The sequence below is a fragment of the Streptomyces sp. NBC_00536 genome (assembly GCF_036346295.1).
In the GTDB taxonomy this organism is placed as follows: Bacteria; Actinomycetota; Actinomycetes; order Streptomycetales; family Streptomycetaceae; genus Streptomyces.
The window spans coordinates 7911577-7928321 of sequence record NZ_CP107819.1 but is presented as its reverse complement, the minus strand read 5'-3'; the positions used below and the strand labels follow the sequence as shown (position 1 = coordinate 7928321).

At 72.9% G+C, this 16745-nt stretch carries 20 protein-coding genes and 1 pseudogene; 8 read left to right on the top strand and 13 right to left on the bottom strand.

Annotated features, from left to right (window positions below; genetic code table 11):
- Window positions 1-136: 136 nt before the first annotated feature.
- The 3 genes from OHS33_RS34000 to OHS33_RS33990 form a co-directional block, all read right to left on the bottom strand.
- Window positions 137-859 (bottom strand): ABC transporter permease, encoded by a 723-nt coding sequence (locus OHS33_RS34000; protein WP_443065384.1) that lies wholly within the window; start codon window positions 857-859, stop codon window positions 137-139.
- Entirely contained in the window at window positions 856-1806 is a 951-nt protein-coding gene (locus OHS33_RS33995; RefSeq protein WP_330335311.1) for an ABC transporter ATP-binding protein, read from the bottom strand. Before OHS33_RS33995 ends, OHS33_RS34000 begins: the two co-directional genes overlap by 4 nt.
- 184 nt (window positions 1807-1990) lie before the next feature.
- The gene (locus OHS33_RS33990; protein ID WP_330334263.1) at window positions 1991-3613 is read right to left on the bottom strand and encodes an MFS transporter; all 1623 of its coding nucleotides are present in this window, start codon (window positions 3611-3613) and stop codon (window positions 1991-1993) included.
- Between the two features lie 127 nt (window positions 3614-3740).
- Between OHS33_RS33990 and OHS33_RS33985 the strand changes: the two genes are divergently transcribed.
- Window positions 3741-4184, top strand: coding sequence for a MarR family winged helix-turn-helix transcriptional regulator (locus OHS33_RS33985; protein WP_330334262.1), 444 nt, complete (start codon window positions 3741-3743; stop codon window positions 4182-4184).
- A 58-nt stretch (window positions 4185-4242) separates the two neighbouring features.
- Here the strand turns inward: OHS33_RS33985 and OHS33_RS33980 are convergent, their stop codons facing one another.
- On the bottom strand, window positions 4243-5337 hold the full coding sequence (locus OHS33_RS33980) for a carboxylate-amine ligase (RefSeq protein ID WP_330334261.1): 1095 nt from the start codon (window positions 5335-5337) through the stop codon (window positions 4243-4245).
- A gap of 176 nt (window positions 5338-5513) precedes the next feature.
- On the opposite strand from OHS33_RS33980, the gene OHS33_RS33975 reads away from it, so the two are divergent.
- Window positions 5514-5759: a DUF6213 family protein gene (locus tag OHS33_RS33975; RefSeq protein WP_330334260.1), complete on the top strand. Its 246-nt coding sequence runs from the start codon at window positions 5514-5516 to the stop codon at window positions 5757-5759.
- Window positions 5760-5776: 17 nt separating this feature from the next.
- Window positions 5777-5881, top strand: a pseudogene (locus tag OHS33_RS33970) (plasmid stabilization protein); the annotation flags it as partial.
- Between the two features lie 88 nt (window positions 5882-5969).
- On the opposite strand, the gene OHS33_RS33965 reads toward OHS33_RS33970, so the two are convergent.
- The 4 genes from OHS33_RS33965 to OHS33_RS33950 all read right to left on the bottom strand — a co-directional run bounded on the left by OHS33_RS33965 (window position 5970) and on the right by OHS33_RS33950 (window position 7680).
- A complete protein-coding gene (locus OHS33_RS33965) occupies window positions 5970-6173 on the bottom strand; it encodes a cold-shock protein (protein ID WP_328929665.1) in 204 nt (67 codons plus the stop codon).
- Between the two features lie 354 nt (window positions 6174-6527).
- Window positions 6528-7040, bottom strand: coding sequence for a hypothetical protein (locus tag OHS33_RS33960; RefSeq protein WP_330334259.1), 513 nt, complete (start codon window positions 7038-7040; stop codon window positions 6528-6530).
- Between the two features lie 27 nt (window positions 7041-7067).
- Complete coding sequence (locus tag OHS33_RS33955) at window positions 7068-7238, bottom strand: hypothetical protein (RefSeq protein ID WP_330334258.1); 171 nt, start codon at window positions 7236-7238, stop codon at window positions 7068-7070.
- Between the two features lie 43 nt (window positions 7239-7281).
- On the bottom strand, window positions 7282-7680 hold the full coding sequence (locus tag OHS33_RS33950) for a nuclear transport factor 2 family protein (RefSeq protein ID WP_330334257.1): 399 nt from the start codon (window positions 7678-7680) through the stop codon (window positions 7282-7284).
- Window positions 7681-7836: 156 nt separating this feature from the next.
- Here OHS33_RS33950 and OHS33_RS33945 point away from each other — a divergent pair, with 156 nt between their 5' ends.
- The gene (locus OHS33_RS33945; RefSeq protein ID WP_330334256.1) at window positions 7837-8661 is read left to right on the top strand and encodes a hypothetical protein; all 825 of its coding nucleotides are present in this window, start codon (window positions 7837-7839) and stop codon (window positions 8659-8661) included.
- 73 nt (window positions 8662-8734) lie between these two features.
- Here the strand turns inward: OHS33_RS33945 and OHS33_RS33940 are convergent, their stop codons facing one another.
- From OHS33_RS33940 to OHS33_RS33925, 4 genes are all read right to left on the bottom strand, one after another.
- Window positions 8735-8971 carry a hypothetical protein gene (locus tag OHS33_RS33940; RefSeq protein WP_330334255.1) on the bottom strand — a complete coding sequence of 79 codons (237 nt, stop codon included), beginning with the start codon at window positions 8969-8971 and terminating at the stop codon, window positions 8735-8737.
- Window positions 8972-9312: 341 nt separating this feature from the next.
- The gene (locus OHS33_RS33935; protein ID WP_330334254.1) at window positions 9313-9687 is read right to left on the bottom strand and encodes a hypothetical protein; all 375 of its coding nucleotides are present in this window, start codon (window positions 9685-9687) and stop codon (window positions 9313-9315) included.
- Between the two features lie 267 nt (window positions 9688-9954).
- Complete coding sequence (locus OHS33_RS33930; protein ID WP_330334253.1) at window positions 9955-10134, bottom strand: CsbD family protein; 180 nt, start codon at window positions 10132-10134, stop codon at window positions 9955-9957.
- A gap of 145 nt (window positions 10135-10279) precedes the next feature.
- Complete coding sequence (locus OHS33_RS33925) at window positions 10280-11119, bottom strand: class II glutamine amidotransferase (protein WP_330334252.1); 840 nt, start codon at window positions 11117-11119, stop codon at window positions 10280-10282.
- A 190-nt stretch (window positions 11120-11309) separates the two neighbouring features.
- Here OHS33_RS33925 and OHS33_RS33920 point away from each other — a divergent pair, with 190 nt between their 5' ends.
- From OHS33_RS33920 to OHS33_RS33910, 3 genes are all read left to right on the top strand, one after another.
- On the top strand, window positions 11310-13826 hold the full coding sequence (locus tag OHS33_RS33920) for a SpoIIE family protein phosphatase (RefSeq protein WP_330334251.1): 2517 nt from the start codon (window positions 11310-11312) through the stop codon (window positions 13824-13826).
- A 115-nt stretch (window positions 13827-13941) separates the two neighbouring features.
- Window positions 13942-14343 carry an STAS domain-containing protein gene (locus OHS33_RS33915; protein WP_330334250.1) on the top strand — a complete coding sequence of 134 codons (402 nt, stop codon included), beginning with the start codon at window positions 13942-13944 and terminating at the stop codon, window positions 14341-14343.
- Window positions 14344-14543: 200 nt separating this feature from the next.
- Window positions 14544-15281 carry a VOC family protein gene (locus OHS33_RS33910; RefSeq protein ID WP_330335310.1) on the top strand — a complete coding sequence of 246 codons (738 nt, stop codon included), beginning with the start codon at window positions 14544-14546 and terminating at the stop codon, window positions 15279-15281.
- A 62-nt stretch (window positions 15282-15343) separates the two neighbouring features.
- Here the strand turns inward: OHS33_RS33910 and OHS33_RS33905 are convergent, their stop codons facing one another.
- Window positions 15344-15499, bottom strand: a complete 156-nt coding sequence (locus OHS33_RS33905; protein ID WP_330334249.1) for a DUF6131 family protein — start codon at window positions 15497-15499, stop codon at window positions 15344-15346.
- Window positions 15500-15738: 239 nt separating this feature from the next.
- Between OHS33_RS33905 and OHS33_RS33900 the strand changes: the two genes are divergently transcribed.
- Complete coding sequence (locus OHS33_RS33900; RefSeq protein WP_330334248.1) at window positions 15739-16725, top strand: alpha/beta fold hydrolase; 987 nt, start codon at window positions 15739-15741, stop codon at window positions 16723-16725.
- Window positions 16726-16745 lie beyond the last annotated feature (20 nt).

Below are 16745 nucleotides of genomic sequence, written 5' to 3'. Positions count from 1 at the left end.
GGCACAGCATGCGTTCCCGGCACCTGATCCCCCGTCAGCCGTGCGGAGCCCGACACTCCCCTGCCACACACGAACACCCGGACGTCCGTGCGTCGCCGCGCCCCCCTGTGAGAGGGACGGCTGTGAGAGAGACGGCCTACACCGTCCGCGCGGACCGGCGGTACGAGAACACCGCGTACGCGCCGAACAGCAAGGCCCACCCCACGATCACCCCGGCGGCCGCCGGGCCGGGAGCCGTCCCGGCCGCGAGGGACTGCCCGATCTCCGCGAAACGCTGCGTCGGCGTGAATCCGGAGACGGTGCGCAGCCAGTGCGGGAACAGCGCGGCCGGGAACCAGAGGCCGCCGACGATGGAGAGCGTCAGATTGCACGCGACATTGACGAGGCCGGTGGTCTGCGCGGTGAGCCGGTAGCCGTTGCCCATGCCGAGCAGGGTGAAGGGGAGCGCCCCCAGCCAGAGCGCGAGGGCGACGGCCGCCCACCGCCAGGGGTCGAGGCGTACCCCGTTGACGAGGGCGCCCGCCCCGAGGACGGCGGCGATGGCGGGCAGGATGACGACCGAACCGGTCAGCGCCCGCCCGGTCACCACCTGACGCGGGGTCATGGGGGTGACGCGGAGCTGGCGCAGCCAGCCGCTGTCCTTGTCCTCGGCGACTCCGGCGCCCGTGGACAGGGCCGCGCCCAGGGCTCCGTAGGCCGCCATGGCGACCATGGAGGCGGTCTTCCAGTCGGGGTCGCTGGTGCCGAGGTTGGTGAAGAGCAGGTACATCACCACCGGCATGCCGATGCCGAGGAAGACGAACCCGGTGTCGCGCAGGGCGCGGCGGACTTCGAGGCGGACGTAGGCGGCGATGATCATCGGGCACTCTCCACGGCGTCGCCGATGTCGGACCCGCCTTCGTCGCGGCTCCGCGCACCGGATCCGGTCAGGGCGAGGAAGGCCTCTTCGAGGGAGGCCGCCGCGACTTCCAGGCCGCGGATCGCGCCGAGGCGGGCGAGGGCGACGACGGTGGCGTCCGGGTCCGTCGTCCGCAGCCGCGCCCGGTCCCCGCGGATGTCCACGGCGACCACCCCGGGCAGTGCGGCCAGTTCCCCGGCCGGTTCCACTGCCGGCTCCCCGAGGGGGCCGCCGGCCAGGTCGATGGCGACGAGGGAACCCCCGGCGGCGCGGCGCAGCCCCTCGCCGGTGTCGTCCGCGACGATCCGGCCCCGGTCCACGACGACGATGCGGTCGGCGTGGGCGTCGGCCTCGTCGAGGTAGTGGGTGGAGAACACGACGGTGTTCCCGCGCCGGGCGTAGTCGCGCATGGACTCCCAGAAGGCGCGCCGCGCCTGCACGTCGAGCGCGGCGGTCGGCTCGTCGAGGACGATCAGCCGGGGGTTCCCGGCGAGGGCGACGGCGAAGCGCACCCTCTGGGCCTGGCCGCCGGAGAGCCGGTCGACGCGGCGCCCCGCGAGGTCGGTGAGCCCGGCCAGGCGGAGCGCCTCGGCGACGGGCATCGGCGCCGGATAAGTCCGGGCCACGAAGGTGACCAGTTCCCGCACGGTGAGCCGTGGCACGGCGCGGCCCTCCTGGAGCATCGCGCCGACCAGCCCGCAGCGCACCGCCCGCTCGGGGCTCTCGCCGAAGAGACGGACGCTGCCCTCGTCGGGCTGGTTCAGACCGAGGAGCAGGCTGATGGCGGTGGACTTCCCTGCGCCGTTGCGGCCGAGCAGGGCGACGGTCTCGCCGCACGGGATGTCGAGATCGAGGCCGGCCACGGCGCGGACGGGCCCGAAGGACTTCGTGGCGTGCCGGAAGCTCACCGCGGGGGAGGCCGCCGCCGGGTCCGCCCACGCCTGCCCCGGCGCCTCCTCGGACGCCCTCCCGCGTGCCCTCGTACGCGCCTTCTTGCGCTCCTGTGCTCGCGTGTCCGTCATACGGCTCACGCTACGGACGCGAGTGGCTTCCCCGGCAGAGCCGGGCGTACCAACTCCGGCCGTACGAATGTCACTTCACGGCCGGGGCGGAGTGGCCCCGCTCTCCCGCCCGCGCCGCCCTGTCCGGCCGGAAGCCGATGACCAGGATCACCGCGCCGGTCAGCGCGAAGGCCGCCGTCCAGAGCGCGCCGACGTGCATGGCGTGCAGGAACGCGCTGTCGGCCGCTCCGGCGAGCCGGGTGTCGTGCCTGGCGGCCGCCACGTGCCGGGCGAGTTCGGCCGAGACCCGGGCCTGTTGGCGTACGGATTCCGGGAGGCCGGTCAGCGAGCCGTCGATCGAGCGCCGGTAGACGATCGAGGTGATGGTGCCGCCCGCCGCGATGCCGAGCACGCTGCCGGTCTGGCGCAGGGTGCTGTTGACCGCGCTGCCCGCGCCGGACCGGTCCAGCGGCAGGGAGCCCAGGACGACGCCGGTGACGGGGGCGATCACCATGCCGATCGACGTGCCCTGGACCAGCATGACCGCCGAGTACCAGGCGATGGGCGTGGTCGCGCCGAACAGGGCCAGCGACCCCATCGCCAGGGCCGCGACGGCCAGTGAGACCGAGGAGACGAGCCGGACGGAGGTGCGGCGGGCCAGCCGTACGGCGATCGGCGAACCGACGACCACGCCGAGCGCTCCCGGGAGCGCCAGGAGCGAGGCGTCGAACGCCGAGTACCCGCGGGCGCCTTGCAAGTAAAAGGCGAGGTAGAAGGACGCGGCCGTCAAGGCCAGGAAGACCATCATCAGGGTGATGTTCCCGGCGGCGAAGCGGCGCTGCGCCAGCAGCCGGGGGTCGAAGCTGGGGTGGGCGATCCGCAGCTCCGTGACGACGAACGCGCCGAGCAGCGCGATGCCCGCGGCGGTGCATCCCCAGACCCGCGGGTGGGCGAAGGACGCGTCCTGGCCGGCGCGGATCAGGCCGTACGCGAGGGTGCCCAGGCCCGCCGTCGACAGGAGCAGGCCGGCCGGGTCGAGGCGACGGGCCCGGGCGCTGCGGGAGTTGGGCACGTACCGCGCGATGAAGCCTAGGCCGAGGAGGACCACGGGGACGTTGACGAGGAACACCGAGCCCCACCAGAACGCCGCGAGGAGCGCCCCGGCGAGGATCGGCCCCGCGGCGAGGCCGACACCGGCGAAGGACGACAGCATGCCGAAGGCCGCCGGGCGCTCGGCGGGCTCGAAGGTCCAGCTGACCACGGCCATGGTGGCCGGCACGAGCAGCGCGGCTCCCGCGCCCATCACGGCGCGTCCCGCGATGAGTTGGGCAGGGGTGGCGGCGTAAGCGGCGAGGGCCGAGGCGACGCCGAAGAGGGCCATCCCCGCCAGCAGGGTGTTGCGGTGCCCGAACCGGTCGCCGAACGCTCCCCCGGTGAACATCAGACCGGCGAAGGCCAGGGTGTAGGCGCCGGTGGCCCACTGGAGCTGGCCGGGGGTGGCTCCCAGGCCGCGGACGGGGTCGGACAGCGTCTCGAAGGCGGTGGTCAGGATGGTGCCGTCGAGCCATATGAGCAGCTGGGCGAAGACGAGGACGCCGAGGATGAGCCGCTGACGGGCCGGGGGCGGGGTGGCCGGAGCCGATGCCCGTGGAGCTAACGAGGTCGGTGACGGCGTGGATGGCGTGGATGGCGTGGATGGTGTGGCGGATGACATGCGTAACTGCCTTCGGATCAGGAGGGTTTCGGCGCTGCGCCAGAGTAGACTCGTCAGGTACCTGACGGTCAAGGCATCACGGAAAACTCGTCAAGTTCCTGTCGACTATGTGTGGGAAGGTCACCTCGTGGGCGAACAGAGTCACGGTCCGGTGCTGAGCTTCGTGGTCCGCCACGCCTGGCTCAGCATGCGGTCGGCGATCGAGACCGAGCTGGCGGAGTTCGGGCTGACCTCACCACGGTTCGCGACCCTCATGATGATCGCGACGTCCCCCGGCCTCTCGGCGGCCCAGGTGGCCCGCTCCTGCGGAAGCACCCGCCAGGCCGCCAACGAGATGCTCACGGCGCTGGAGCGCGAGGGCCTGATCACCCGCTCCCCCCACGCGACCGACCGCAGGACGCACCAGCTCCACATCACCCCCCTCGGCACCAAGCGCTACGAGGAGGCGCTGCCCGCCGTCCTGCGGCGGGAGGCCGCGCTCGAAGAGGGGCTGACCCCGGAACAGCGGGAGGCGGCCCGCACCTGGATGTCGGCCGTCACGGCCGCCAGTCGGCAGCCGCCGGAGAAGTGACGCGCGTACGGTCGCCCCGGGGCCGGAACCCGGCGGCGGAGCCCGGCGGCGGGCCGCGTCAGTCCTCCTCGTCCACCCCGGTGATCAGGTCGATCAGCCCCGGCAGACCGCCCTTGGCCAGGGCGCGCCGCTGGCGGTCCGCGGGGGTGCCGTCCCGCAGGAGCCGGTGGACGAGGGCGCTCACCTGACGGAAGTCTCCGGAGGCCTCCAGGGCCGGTGTGATGTGGCGCAGCAGCGAGCACAGGACGTCGCCGCTGGTGTGCGGGTGGCCGTACCGGTCCACGAGCGTGCCGTTCAGGCCGTAGCGGGCCGCGTGCCAGTTCCCCGCCTGCACCAGCTCCGGGGCCACGGCCGTCGGCGGGATGCCTTGCTGCTCCTCGGTGATGGCGGTGGCGACCAGCGCGCGGACGATCCCGGCGAGCATGACGGCGTCGTCGGCGCGCAGTTGGACGTCCGGGCAGCGCACCTCGACGGTCGGGTAACGGTCGGAGAGCCGCGCCTGCCAGTACACCTGCCCACGGTCGGCGATCACCCGGGACGCCACCAGTGCCTCCAGGCGGCGCTCGTAGTCGGCGGCGCCGTCGAAGTACGGCGGCGCTCCGCTGACGGGCCACCGGCCGAACACGATGGTGCGCCAGCTCGCGAATCCGGTGTCCCGTCCGTCCCACACGGGCGAGTTGGCGGACATGGCCATCAGCGTCGGCAGCCACACCCGGATCCGGTTCAGCACGGCGATCCCCGTCTCCGGGCCGGGAACCGCCACGTGGACGTGCATCCCGCAGATGAGGTGCTCGTCGACCAGCTGCCGGGCCTCCCCCTCCATCCGCAGGTAGCGCGGCGTCCGCGTCACGGGTACGGGCAGTGCGCCCCGCAGCGGCGCGGCGCCCGTGGCCGCGATCCGGCAGCCGCTCGCCTCGGCGGCCGAGGCCACCGCGTGCCGCAGGCGCAGCAAATGGCCTCCCACCTCCGCCAGGCTCGAACACACGGCGGTGGCCACCTCGACCTGCGCCTGGAGCAGCTCGTCCTGGACCTCGTCACGCTCCGCGATGGCGCCGAGACCTGCCGCCCGGCGCACCTCCTCCCCGAGGGGCGCGGGCAGCCCCGTGACGGCATCCAGCAGCAAATACTCTTCTTCGACACCGACCGTCATCACGCCCTGCTGCTACCCCGGCCCACCATGATCACCCCTGGCCCGGCGGCCCGCCGCGCGGAAGCGGGTGGTTCGCCCGTCGTCGGCGGGGTAGGCGCGCGGCGGATGGCGGCGGCGGCACCGCCGGTCGCCGACCCGACAGCGCGGACCCGTGCGCACCGGCCCCGGGAGGCAGCTCCATGATCCACGTCACCCTTCCGCTGGTGCCGGGAGACCACGGTGGCCCGCTGATCCCGGCGGACCACGTGACCGCCCTGCTGCGCACGCTCGCCGTGGACTGGAGGCGTTCCGCCGAAGCCGACGAGGAGATCGACGGTGACGTCGTGGAGAGAATGGCCGGCGTGCTGAACGATCTCGCCGACAGCATCGACGTGGAGTGCATCGCCTTCACCTCACAGGCGGAGCCCCTGGGCCCGGAAGGTTGACGGCGCCGTAGCGAACCCCTGGAGCACCGGGACGAAAGGAACAGCTCTACAACGAGGCCGGGCAGCGCGGCATCGAGGGCCGGTCGGCGATGAACAGGACCGGACTCAAGCGCGCCCTGGGCCATGGAGCCCGCGGGCCGGACGCGGGTCCGCCCGCCACGGAATCGATGACTCCGTGGCGGGCGGACGAGACCGTACTGACCGGTCGGGTCAGGCGGCGGTGATGTTCTCCGCCTGCGGGCCCTTCTGGCCCTGCGTGATGTCGAAGGTCACGGCCTGGCCCTCCTGCAGCTCACGGTAGCCCGTGGAGTTGATGTTGGAGTAGTGCGCGAAGACGTCCGGACCGCCGCCGTCCTGCGCGATGAAGCCGAAGCCCTTTTCGGAGTTGAACCACTTCACGGTTCCGCTGGCCATGATGATGCCTCTCAGTCGATGTCGGATCCGCACCGCGCGGACCCGGAGGTGATCGCCCTGGTCCGGCACTGCACAGCAAAACGCCCACGCCAGGGCGCGGGCAGGGACTGCGAACCACGACAGCTGGAAGAGAAGCTACACGGCGAATGCGCCTGTCACCAGAGAGCTACGATCACTGCTTTCGGACGATGGGCTTCATTCGGCTCACGCGACCGGGCCCGCTCCGGACAGGTGACGCGGGCGCGCCCGCGGCGGGTCGTGCGCCGGACGGGGCCGGGGCCCTCGGGCTGCTCCTGTCTGCGGGCACCGCCCGCCCCGGAGTGACACCGGCGGGACCGCCGGGGCTCCCCCGGGTCAGACGTACAGCGCCAGGGTCACGCACAGGGCGGCCATGCCCACGGTGAGCCAGGCGAGATTGTCCCCGAGCAGCCCCGAATGCAGGCGTCGCAGCGGGCGCAGGGCAGCCGCCGCCGAGTGACGCGCGGTGTGCCCGGTACGGCCGAAGAGGGCGGCGCCCGCACAGAGGCAGGCCAGTACCGCCGACGTCAGCCCCAGCGCCACGCCCTCGGAGGTCCATCCGGTTGCCGCGCCCGGGGCCCCCGCGTGCCCCGTGAACAGCTCGCCGCCCCGGGCCAGGCTCCCGACGAGTCCGGGGACGACACCGACCGCCAGGCACATGACGAGGAGCACGGCCGGGACCGCGGCCATCGGCCAGGGAACCCGCCCCTCGGGCAGCCGGACCTCGGGCTCCTCGCCCTCCCCCGTGCTCTCCGCCTCTCCCGGCCGTTCGGCGGGCCTCGGGCCCAGCCCCCAGAAGATCCGGGCGGCCGCCCGGAGCACCGCCCCGCCCGTGACGGCGGAGCACACCACATACGCCGCCGCCCCCGCGGCCGTTCAGGCTGTGCAGTACGAGATCCGGGTGCGGGCCGTCGGGAACGTCGACCACACGAATCCGCTCGCGAGCGCCGCCACACCACAGGCCACGGCCAGTTCGACGGGGCCCGGCGCACTGATGAGCACCAGGGTCAGGCCCGTCAGCACGGTCCACCACACGGTGAACCGCACGGAAAACCAGAGGATCGCCGCCACCCGCCTCCCCGGCCGCCCGTCACGGGGTGACGGTGTCGCCGTGCCGGTGGGCCACCCTCCACTCGCCGTCCTCGCGGCGGTACACCTGGGTGGCCCGCAAGGTGTAGGTGCGCGGCTGTCCGTCAACCGAGACGGAGGTGTGTTCAAAGCCGGTCGTGTACGCCATGTCGCCCGATACGTCGTACGCCTGGAGTTCAAAGGCGTACGACGTGCAGTCGGAGAAACTTTTACCCAGAGCGGTGAAGAGCCCGTCGATTTCCTCCTGGCCGGTGGCGTTGCGCCACGCACCCAGGACGCTCACGGGCTCCTTGCGGGACCAAATGGCCCGGCGCGGGGCCGCGTTGCCGTTGTGCAACGCACGTTCCGCCTCGTACAGGTCGGTCTTCACCCACACCAGGAAATCGTCGCGGTCGCTCATCCCGTCATCATGCACCCACTGACCTGCGCGGCCCCGTAAACATGCGGACAGCACGCCGGAGGAGTGCGGGGGACTTTCCGGGGAAGGAACTGCGGGTGTCCGATGGCGAATAGCATCTGGCAGCAACACCGTGAGGTACGAGGAGAGTGAGCCGCAATGGCCAACGAGCCCGACAGCACGCCCATCCACAACGTGTACGCGCAGCGGTTCGCCGCAGATCTGGAAATCAACCGCAAGGAACAGGAAGACATTTCCGCGCAGCTCACGGAACTGGAGGCCCGCCTCAAGCAACTGAAGGCCGATGAGGGCTGGCTCTCCGGCATGCAGGGCACACTGCCCACGGACCCGGCATCCGTACCGGCGGCCGTACCGTCTGCCGTCCCGGCGGCCGGGGGTGACGGCGCGACCGTTCCGCGGCCCCGGGAAGCGAAGAAGGCCACCGGCCGCGCGGCGGGCAGGAAGACTGCGCAGGCCAAGAAGGCCCAGGTCCCGGCGCCCACCCAGGCGCCCGCCGACGCGGCCGTCGAGGCACCCATCGAGGCACCCGCCGAGGCACCCGCGCCGGACGTTGCGGCCAAGACGGCCAGGACCGCCGCGCGCAAGAGCACCGCCACCGCCACCGCGGTGAAGAAGACCCCGGTGAAGAAGACCGCCGGGACGCACGGGACGCAGGCGAAGACCGTCGCGGAACCGCCGCGGCGCGAACTCGTCCTGGCCCTCCTCGTCAGCGCCGCGGAACCCCGCATGGTGAGCGAGGTGGCAGCCGAACTGGCCCGGTCACACCCCGAGCGGCCGGCCTCCGTCCAGGTGGTGCGCAACACCCTGGAGGGCCTCGCCAAGAAGGGGCTCATCGAGAAGGAGAACAAGCAGGGCTCGGTCATGTACTCCGCGCCCCGGCCCGAGGTGAAGGAGCAGGCACCCGCGGCGGCCCCGGCCGCCGACACGGCGGACGAGAAGGTTCCCGCTTCCGTCGAGGCCTGACCCCGGCGCCGCCCGCCGCGCCCCGGCGACCGTCACGACCCTCGCGGTCGTCCAGGGCGCGGCCGGCACGGCCTCACACGGCGCGCGGCAGCCGTAGCGCCAGTCCGTCGAGGACGACGTCCAGCCCGTAGGCGAATTCGGTGTCCCGGATCTCGACCGGATCGAGGTCGCCCGTGGCGGCGTAGGCCTCGGAGAGGTGGTCGTGGTCGGCCGCGTCGATCCAGCCGCCGGCGGGCGGGCCGAGCGGGTGCTTGTCGATGCCGAGGGCCTTGGCGCGCTGCTCGGGGGCGAGCTGTCCCGGGTGGGTCACGGGGGTGTACGGGGGCGGGGAGACCGGGCGGTTGCCGCCGGGCGCGTCGTACGAGCCGGTCAGTGCGGAGAGGGTGGCCAGGGCGCGTTCGATCTGGGCGGCGTTGGCACATGGCGGCGCCGGTCGGATGCCCGGGGTCGGGGCGTACGCCGGTGAGCCGGCCGTTCTCGACCGTGTACAGCGCGCCGCACTTCGACTTGCACAGGATGCAGAAGCCCTGCTTCTCCTCGGTCATCCGACTGACGGCCCTTCTCGCGCCCGTACGTCTTGCTCCCTCCCGTGGACACCTCGGTCGCGGCCCGGGCGTCGGCCGAGGGTCACCGGGGAAGGGGGCCGAAGTCCTACAGCGTCCACACGAGCAGGATCACGATCACTGGCGGAACGAGCGCGACCCGACCGGCGTACCAGCGCACCCAGGCATACCGGGGACGGCTCGGGAACAGCCAGGAGGCCACCACCAGCAACGGAGTCAGCGTCCAGCTCGCGAACCAGCAGACGGCGACGACCGCCAGGGTCTGGTTCAGGCTCCGGGCACAGCTGTCGGGGCCGCAGGAGTCGGTGGCCATGGGGGCGAGGGCGCCGAAGACGAACGCCAAGGGGACGAGGAGTACGGCGAACAGGGTCGTCCACAGCGCACTGGTGTTGCTGGGGCCGGTGCTGGGGCTGGTGGAAGTGCTGGTGCCGGCGGTGCTGGTGTTCGGGGTCGCTTCGTCCATGGGCACAGCAAACCAACCCCGGTTCCCGGCGCGCGTGGGCGGTCGTACTCAGCCGGGCCGGTGCGCGTACTCACCTCATCCCTGGGCGCGGGGCCGCAGGCGGTGCGACTCCCCCGACGCGGGAACGGTTCGGCCCGGAGTGCTCTCGGACCAGAGGAGCGGATGAAGGAGCAGGGGAGCTGGTGAAGCCGGTGAAGCCGGCCGAACTCGTGACGTTCGAGGCGAGTCCGGCCGGCTTCCGGCATGCAACAGGAGGCGAGGGGACGGTCAGGACTTGCGGCCGGCCTTCTTCATCTTGTCCCCGGCCTTCGACACCATCTCCTCGGCCTTGCCGCCCATCTGCTCGGCGCGGCCTTCCGCCTGCATGCGCTGGTCGTCCATCGCGCTGCCGACGCTCTCCTTGATCTTGCCCTTGACCTGCTTGGCCTTCGCCTTTGCCTTGCTCATGACGGAATGGGTTCCTTCCTTGGAGGGGGTGCTTCCCACCTTGCTGTCTCGACCGGCGGCCCGCACGTCGTGCCGGGCCGTCCGGCTGTCGGCTCCGGCGGGCCCGGCTCGGGCGCTCGGGCGGCGGCCCCGACGCCCGACGCCCTCAGGGAAGTTCCGGAACGAAGGGGAGGTAGTCCGTCCCCGGGGCGGCGGGGATCACCGTGTAGCTGGCCTCGGGCAGTTCGTTCCACACGCCGGGGAGGTCCCCGAGCGGTTCGGAGACGACGATGCGCGTTTCGTCGGAGATCTCGCGGAGGTAGTCCAGTTCCGGATGGAGGTGGCGGACGGTCTCGGCGCGGCTGCTGTAGAAGAGCGAGCGGGACTTTCCCTGGCTGGAGTAGCGGAACGCCCACACCCGTTCCCCGTCGCTGACCGCCACCGTCATCTGGAGCGGTTCCGGTACGCCGTGCTCCTTGCCGAGCCGCTCCACGAGCCCCGCCATCCTGGCCACCGCGCCCGGCACGTCCTGGTCGAGCCCGTAGGTGACCGCCAGGTAGAACATCACCTCGGAGTCGGTGGAGCCCTCGATGGACGGGAAGAGCGCCGGGTCGACGGCCATGCACAGGTCGCGCTGGAGGCGGTGGAAGTCCGCGATGGCCCCGTTGTGCATCCACAGCCAGCGTCCGTGCCGGAAGGGGTGGCAGTTGGTCTGCTGCACCGCCGAGCCCGTCGAGGCGCGGACGTGCGCGAAGAACAGCGGTGAGCGGACGTGGGCGGACAGCTCGCGGAGGTTGCGGTTGTTCCAGGCCGGGGCGATGTCCCGGAAGATCGCCGGGGTCCCGTCACCGTCCGCGCTGTACCAGCCGATGCCGAAGCCGTCGCCGTTGGTCGCCTCGACGCCCATCCGGGCATGGAGGCTCTGGTTGATCAGTGAGTGCTCGGGGCGGTAGAGCACGGCGTCGAGCAGCATGGGCGAACCCGAGTAGGCGAGCCAGCGGCACATGGGCGCTTCCCCTTCCGCACCGTCCCTCTTCCGCGCCGTCCCTTTCGAGACGTATGGGACTCTTCCGAGCCTAACCCGGTGCCTCTTCCACACCGGGGCTCCCACACCGGGGCAACGGGGGCGGGCAGCGGGCCGGAAGGGGCCGTCGCATCCGGGCGCACCGCCTGTACCGGCGTGGCATGCTCAAGGGGTGGACGTCGACGCCTCGGCCGCGGGCGAGGGCGCCGCACCCGAGGTGCTGGCGCTCGCCAAGGTCGTGGCCAGGCTGCGATCCGAGGTCGTGGACCTGGAAGGCGTCGCCGCGACGACCGCCGTCGTCGAGCGGGCCAAGGGCGTGCTGATGGCCGAGGCCGGAATCTCCGCCGACGCGGCCTACGAGCGGCTCCTCGCGCACGCCGCCGAGCAGGGCCGGTCCCTCCTGGAGGAGTGCTGGATCACCCTGGGGCAGGTCCGGTCGCCCCCGGTGAGCAGGAGCCCCGCCCCGCCTCCGGAGGTGGGCGCGACCGTCCCCACGCGCCGCGGGGCGACCGCCCGAGCGGCCGCGGACCCGGTCGGCGACCCGGCCAGCGACCCGGCCGGCGCCTCGAACCGGAAGCCGGTCGCCTCGTCCTTCAGCAGCGGACGCTACGTCGTCGCCCGTGACGGCCGCGGCGCCGCCCTGCGCCCGCTCCTCGCCCGGCTCGCCGACGGCCTGGCGCTGGCGCACGGCGGTGACGGTGTCGCGGAGCTGCTGCGCGGCGTGCTCGGCGGGGCCACCGGGGTGGACGCGGTGATGATCTACTCGCTGACCTCCGCCGGAAGCCTGGAACTGACCGGCCGCGCCGGAATAGGCGAGGGGCTGGCCGACCGGTGGCGCCACGTCCCCCCGCTCACCGGCGTCGCCGCGCACGAGGCGATCGCTTCGCAGCGGGCCCTGTGGCTGGAGGATCCGGTGCAGGACGCCCGCCGTTACCTGCTGATCGGGGAGCCGCCGGGCCAGTGGCCCTCGCGCGCCTGGATCCCCGTACCCGACGGCGGGCACCCGAAGGCGGCCATCGGGTTCCTCCGGTCCCGGCCCGGCCCCTTCGCGGCCGACACCCGCGCCCTGCTGCGGCGGGCGGCGCGGCTGTGCGCGGACCCGCTCGGCCTGCCCGGGCCGCCCCGCGACACGGACGTCGAGCGGCCCGCGGAGGACGCGGACGTCACGTCGGTCCAGCGGATCATGGACGCTCTGACCGGGCCCGCCATCCTGCTCACGCCCCTGCGCTCGGGAGCGGGCGAGGTGGAGGACTACCGGATCGACGCGGCGGCGCCCGAGTCCGTGGACGTGGCCGGGCGGCGCGGCAGGGAACTCGTGGGCCGGCGGATCCTGGAGACCTACCCGACCGTGGCGGGCAGCGCGCTGTGGGACGGCTATCGGGAGACCCTCTCGACGGGAACCGGGTACGAGGGCGAGCCGTTCGTCTACGAAGAGGTGACCGCCGGTCTCCCCCGCCAGTCGGTCTTCTCGGTCCGGGCGTCCCGGCTGGGCGACCGCCTGGTCGTGTCCTGGGTCCGCCACGACACCAGCGAGCGCGAGGCACGACGGCTGGCCGACATGCAACGCCTGGGCAATCTCGGCTGGGCGGGCTGGAACCTGGTCACCGACACCATCACCTGGTCCGATCAGGTCTACGCCATCTTCGACCGCGACCCCGGCGAGGGGCCGATGACCCTGGAGGAGCTGCCGCAGCACCTCCTCCCGGACGACCTTCCGCAACTGGGCGCGGCGGTCCGGCGGCTGCTGAGCGGCGGGGAGGCGATCGACCAGCCGTTCCGGATCTCCACCGCGTACGGCGTGCGGCACCTGCGGATCGTCGCCGAGGCCCAGACGGACGCCGACGGCACCCCGGTCGAGGTGCACGGCTTCTTCCAGGACGTCACCGCGCAGCGCGACACCGAACTCGCCCTGCGCGAGAGCGAACGTGCCGTCCTCCTCCAGCGCGGCATGCTCCAGGCGGAGCGGGCGCTGGCCGCGCGCCTCCAGGAGACCCTGTTGCCGATTCCGGAGCAGTCCCTGGAGCTGGCCGGGCTGTGCGTCGACGTCGCCTACATGCCCGCTGACGCCGGGATCAACGTCGGCGGCGACTGGTACAGCGCCATCGGACTCCCCGACGGCAGCGCCCTGTTCGTCGTCGGCGACGTGGCGGGCCACGGTCTGTCGGCCGTCGGCACGATGGCCCAGCTGCGGTTCACGGCGAAGGGCATGACGGTCACCGGCTCCTCCCTGCCCGACGTCCTGCGCAGGCTCAACAGCCTTCTGCTGCACACCGCTTCGAACCCTTCCGAGGGCGCCACCGCCACCATGGTCATGGCCCGCTACCAGCCCTGGGACCGGCGGCTGGTCTGGGTCCGGGCCGGACACCTGCCGCCCTTGCTGCTCCGGGGCGACCGGGCGGAGTTCCTGGAGCAGCCGCAGGGCAGTCTCCTCGGGGCCTCCTTCGACGCCTCCTACGCTCAGGCGGTCCTCGACCTGATGCCCGGGGACCACCTGCTGCTCTACACCGACGGGCTCGTGGAGGAGCCGGGCGAGGACATCGAGGTCGGCCTCCAGCGGCTCGCCGCGACCGCGCTGCGGCTCCTCCGGGAGGGCCGGGACGAGACCCTCGCCCGGACGGTGGCCGGTCTGTGCCCGGGGCACCGGGACGACATCTGCGTCCTGGACATCCACGTCCCGGACGACCTCTGACCTCCGCGTCGTGACCTCCGGCAGCCGCCGTTCGTCCATCCACCCGTTACGCGCTTGGGCCGCCGCGGGCTGGGCAGGGGCGGAATAGCACGATATCCACCGGATGGGAGGATCCATGAACACCCCAGTGGCCCATCTGCCCCCGTCGGACGGCAGGCGTTTCGCCATGGAGGTGCAAGACGTGCCGCGGGCCACGGTGCTGGCCCTGGCCGGAGAGCTCGACCACGACACCGCCGAGCCCGTGCGCCGTGCACTGGACGCGGCGCTGCGGCGCGGCGGCCGGCTCCTGGTCGACGTGAGCCGCCTGGACTTCTGTGATTCCACCGGTCTGAACCTGCTGCTGCACAGCCGGATGGCGTTCGGCGAAGCCTCCGCCGAGGGAGTCGGCGCCGGCAGCCTCGAACTGGTCGGCCTGCGTCAGCCGGTGGCCCGCATGTTCCACCTCACCGGCGCGGACCGGCTCTTCCGGATCCACCCCGACGTGGCCGCCGCGCTGGCGGCACCCCGGCACACGTAGCGGGCACGCCCGGCCGCCGCACGCTCCGGGCCACTCGTACGTACGGGTGGCGGGGCCCGTGCCTCGGCGCCCGGCACGTCCCCCGGGTCTACGGTGGAAGGGTCCCGAAGCCGTGCCCGGCGGAATTCCGGCAGATGAGGTGGGCAGCTGTGTCGACATCGAGCCACGAGATGTCCGGTGCGCCGTGCTGGGTGAGCCTGATGGCCCGGGACCTCGCTTCCGCCCAGGCCTTCTACGGCGCCGTGCTCGGGTGGGAGTTCCGCGCCACCCGCCTGGGCGACGGCTTCTCCGTCGCCTTCCAGAACGGCGCTCCCGTCGCGGGGATCGGCGCGCTCGCCGGGAGCCTCGGTGTGCCGGTGGCCTGGACCCCGTACTTCGCCGTCGAGGACGCCGATGTCACGGCGGGGCGGATCCGGGAGCGCGGGGCCACCATGGCGGTCGGCCCGCTCCCCTTCGGCACCGGGCGTGCCGGGATGGCCGCGGACCCCGCGGGGGCCGCGTTCGGGTTCTGGCAGGGCGAGGTCATCCCCGACTGGACGGTGGGTCACTACAGCGCCCCCGCGTGGCTGGAACTCCGTACGCGCGACGCCTTCGCGGCAGCCATCTTCTACGGGGAGATCCTCGACTGGGCCGGTGAGCCGCAGGGTTGCTGCACCGTGTCCTACGAGCACGACCACGTCGTCCTGCGGCACGGCCGTGACGCCGTCGCCCGGATCAGCGGCGGCGCGGTCGACGAGGACCCCGACCCGCAGGTCCGCCCCCGCTGGCACGTCCACTTCCGGGTGCCGGACCTGGAGGCGGCGATCGAGTCGGCGACCGGCCTGGGGGGCCGCATGGCCTCCCCCGTGGAGACCTCCGGCACCAGCCGTTCGGTGGTGCTGGCCGACGCCGACGGGGCCCTCTTCACCGTGGTCGCCCCTCAGGGCCTGTCGGCCTGAGGGGCGTACGGGAGCAATCCGGTGTCCGGCCGGGGCCGTTCCGCGGCGCGGGGGCTCACCGGCTACCAGTAGTGGCGGCGGCCGCCGACCGCGTGGCCGACCGAGCCCATGATCCACAGCACTGCCCCCACGATCAGCAGGATGACTCCGATGGTCCAGAGGATGGAGATTCCGGTCAGGAAACCGATGATCAGGAGAATAAGTCCGACGGCAAGCATGGTGCCCTCGCTCTCAGCTGGGGAACGCAGCGGAACGGTTCGCTCCGCGGTGTCGCTTCGGCGCGCGCCTACCCCGTAACGCCGCCTTTATCGCTGCTCGGGCGGCTGGAGGTATCCGGTGGATCTCCGTGGACCCGCGGACGTGCGGAACAGGCCACGGAGCTCACGTTCCCCCCGGCGCTCCCCGCATGATCGGGTAAACGATCTCCCCGCCGGAGGATCGGGAACCTGGAGGATTCATGTCGCAGCGGACCATGGACGTCACCCACCGCCTGGTCGCCTCACCCGCGGGCCGGATCCATCTGGTGGAGCAGGGCAGCGGGCCGCTCGTGCTGCTCGTGCACGGTTTCCCCGAGTCCTGGTACTCCTGGCGCCACCAGCTTCCGGCGCTGGCCGCGGCCGGGTACCGCGCGGTCGCGATCGACGTCCGCGGCTACGGACGGTCCTCCGCGCCCCACGCCACGGACGCGTACCGGATGACCGAACTGGTCGCGGACAACGCCGCGGTGGTGCACGCTCTGGGCGAGCGGTCCGCGGTGATCGTCGGCCACGACTGGGGGGCGTCCATCGCCGCGACCTCGGCCCTGCTCCGGCCGGACGTCTTCCGCGCGGTGGGCCTGCTCAGCATTCCCTACACCCCGCGCGGCGGCCCGCGGCCCGGCGAGGTCTTCGCGCGGATGGGCGCGGAGGAGGAGTTCTACATCTCCTACTTCCAGGAGCCGGGCCGCGCCGAGGCCGAGATCGAGCCGGATGTGCGCGGCTGGCTCGCGGGTTTCTACGCCGCGCTCTCCGGGGACACCCTGCCCGCCGCCGGTGCGCCCGACCCGCACTTCGTCGGCCGGAACGGGACGCTGCGCGAGCGGTTCCCCACCGGCCCGGCGCCGGCCTGGCTGGGCGAGCGCGACCTCGACGTCTACGCCGGGGAGTTCGAGCGGACCGGCCTGCGCGGTGCGCTGAGCCGCTACCGGAACATGGACCGCGACTGGGAGGACCTGGCCGGGGTCGACGGCGCCCCGGTCACCCAGCCCGCGCTGTACATCGGCGGGGCGCTGGACGCCTCGACGACCTGGCTAGCCGGTGCGATCGCCGCCCACCCGACGACGCTCCCCGGCCTGTCGTCCTCCCGCGTCCTCGAAGGCTGCGGCCACTGGATCCAGCAGGAGCGCCCCGAGGAGACCAACCGGCTCCTGACCGGGTGGCTCGCCTCGCTGCCGCGGCCTGCCTGAAGCGGAACCCGTCGGTCGCG

Bases quoted from the DNA above. Each gene is read 5' to 3' on its own strand.
- OHS33_RS34000 (WP_443065384.1), bottom strand. From the start codon at position 859: ATGATCATCGCCGCCTACGTCCGCCTCGAAGTCCGCCGCGCCCTGCGC.
- OHS33_RS33990 (WP_330334263.1), bottom strand. From the start codon at position 3,613: ATGTCATCCGCCACACCATCCACGCCATCCACGCCATCCACGCCGTCA.
- OHS33_RS33975 (WP_330334260.1), top strand. From the start codon at position 5,514: ATGATCCACGTCACCCTTCCGCTGGTGCCGGGAGACCACGGTGGCCCG.
- OHS33_RS33965 (WP_328929665.1), bottom strand. From the start codon at position 6,173: ATGGCCAGCGGAACCGTGAAGTGGTTCAACTCCGAAAAGGGCTTCGGC.
- OHS33_RS33950 (WP_330334257.1), bottom strand. From the start codon at position 7,680: ATGAGCGACCGCGACGATTTCCTGGTGTGGGTGAAGACCGACCTGTAC.
- OHS33_RS33945 (WP_330334256.1), top strand. From the start codon at position 7,837: ATGGCCAACGAGCCCGACAGCACGCCCATCCACAACGTGTACGCGCAG.
- OHS33_RS33935 (WP_330334254.1), bottom strand. From the start codon at position 9,687: ATGGACGAAGCGACCCCGAACACCAGCACCGCCGGCACCAGCACTTCC.
- OHS33_RS33930 (WP_330334253.1), bottom strand. From the start codon at position 10,134: ATGAGCAAGGCAAAGGCGAAGGCCAAGCAGGTCAAGGGCAAGATCAAG.
- OHS33_RS33925 (WP_330334252.1), bottom strand. From the start codon at position 11,119: ATGTGCCGCTGGCTCGCCTACTCGGGTTCGCCCATGCTGCTCGACGCC.
- OHS33_RS33915 (WP_330334250.1), top strand. From the start codon at position 13,942: ATGAACACCCCAGTGGCCCATCTGCCCCCGTCGGACGGCAGGCGTTTC.
- OHS33_RS33910 (WP_330335310.1), top strand. From the start codon at position 14,544: ATGGCCCGGGACCTCGCTTCCGCCCAGGCCTTCTACGGCGCCGTGCTC.
- OHS33_RS33905 (WP_330334249.1), bottom strand. From the start codon at position 15,499: ATGCTTGCCGTCGGACTTATTCTCCTGATCATCGGTTTCCTGACCGGA.
- OHS33_RS33900 (WP_330334248.1), top strand. From the start codon at position 15,739: ATGTCGCAGCGGACCATGGACGTCACCCACCGCCTGGTCGCCTCACCC.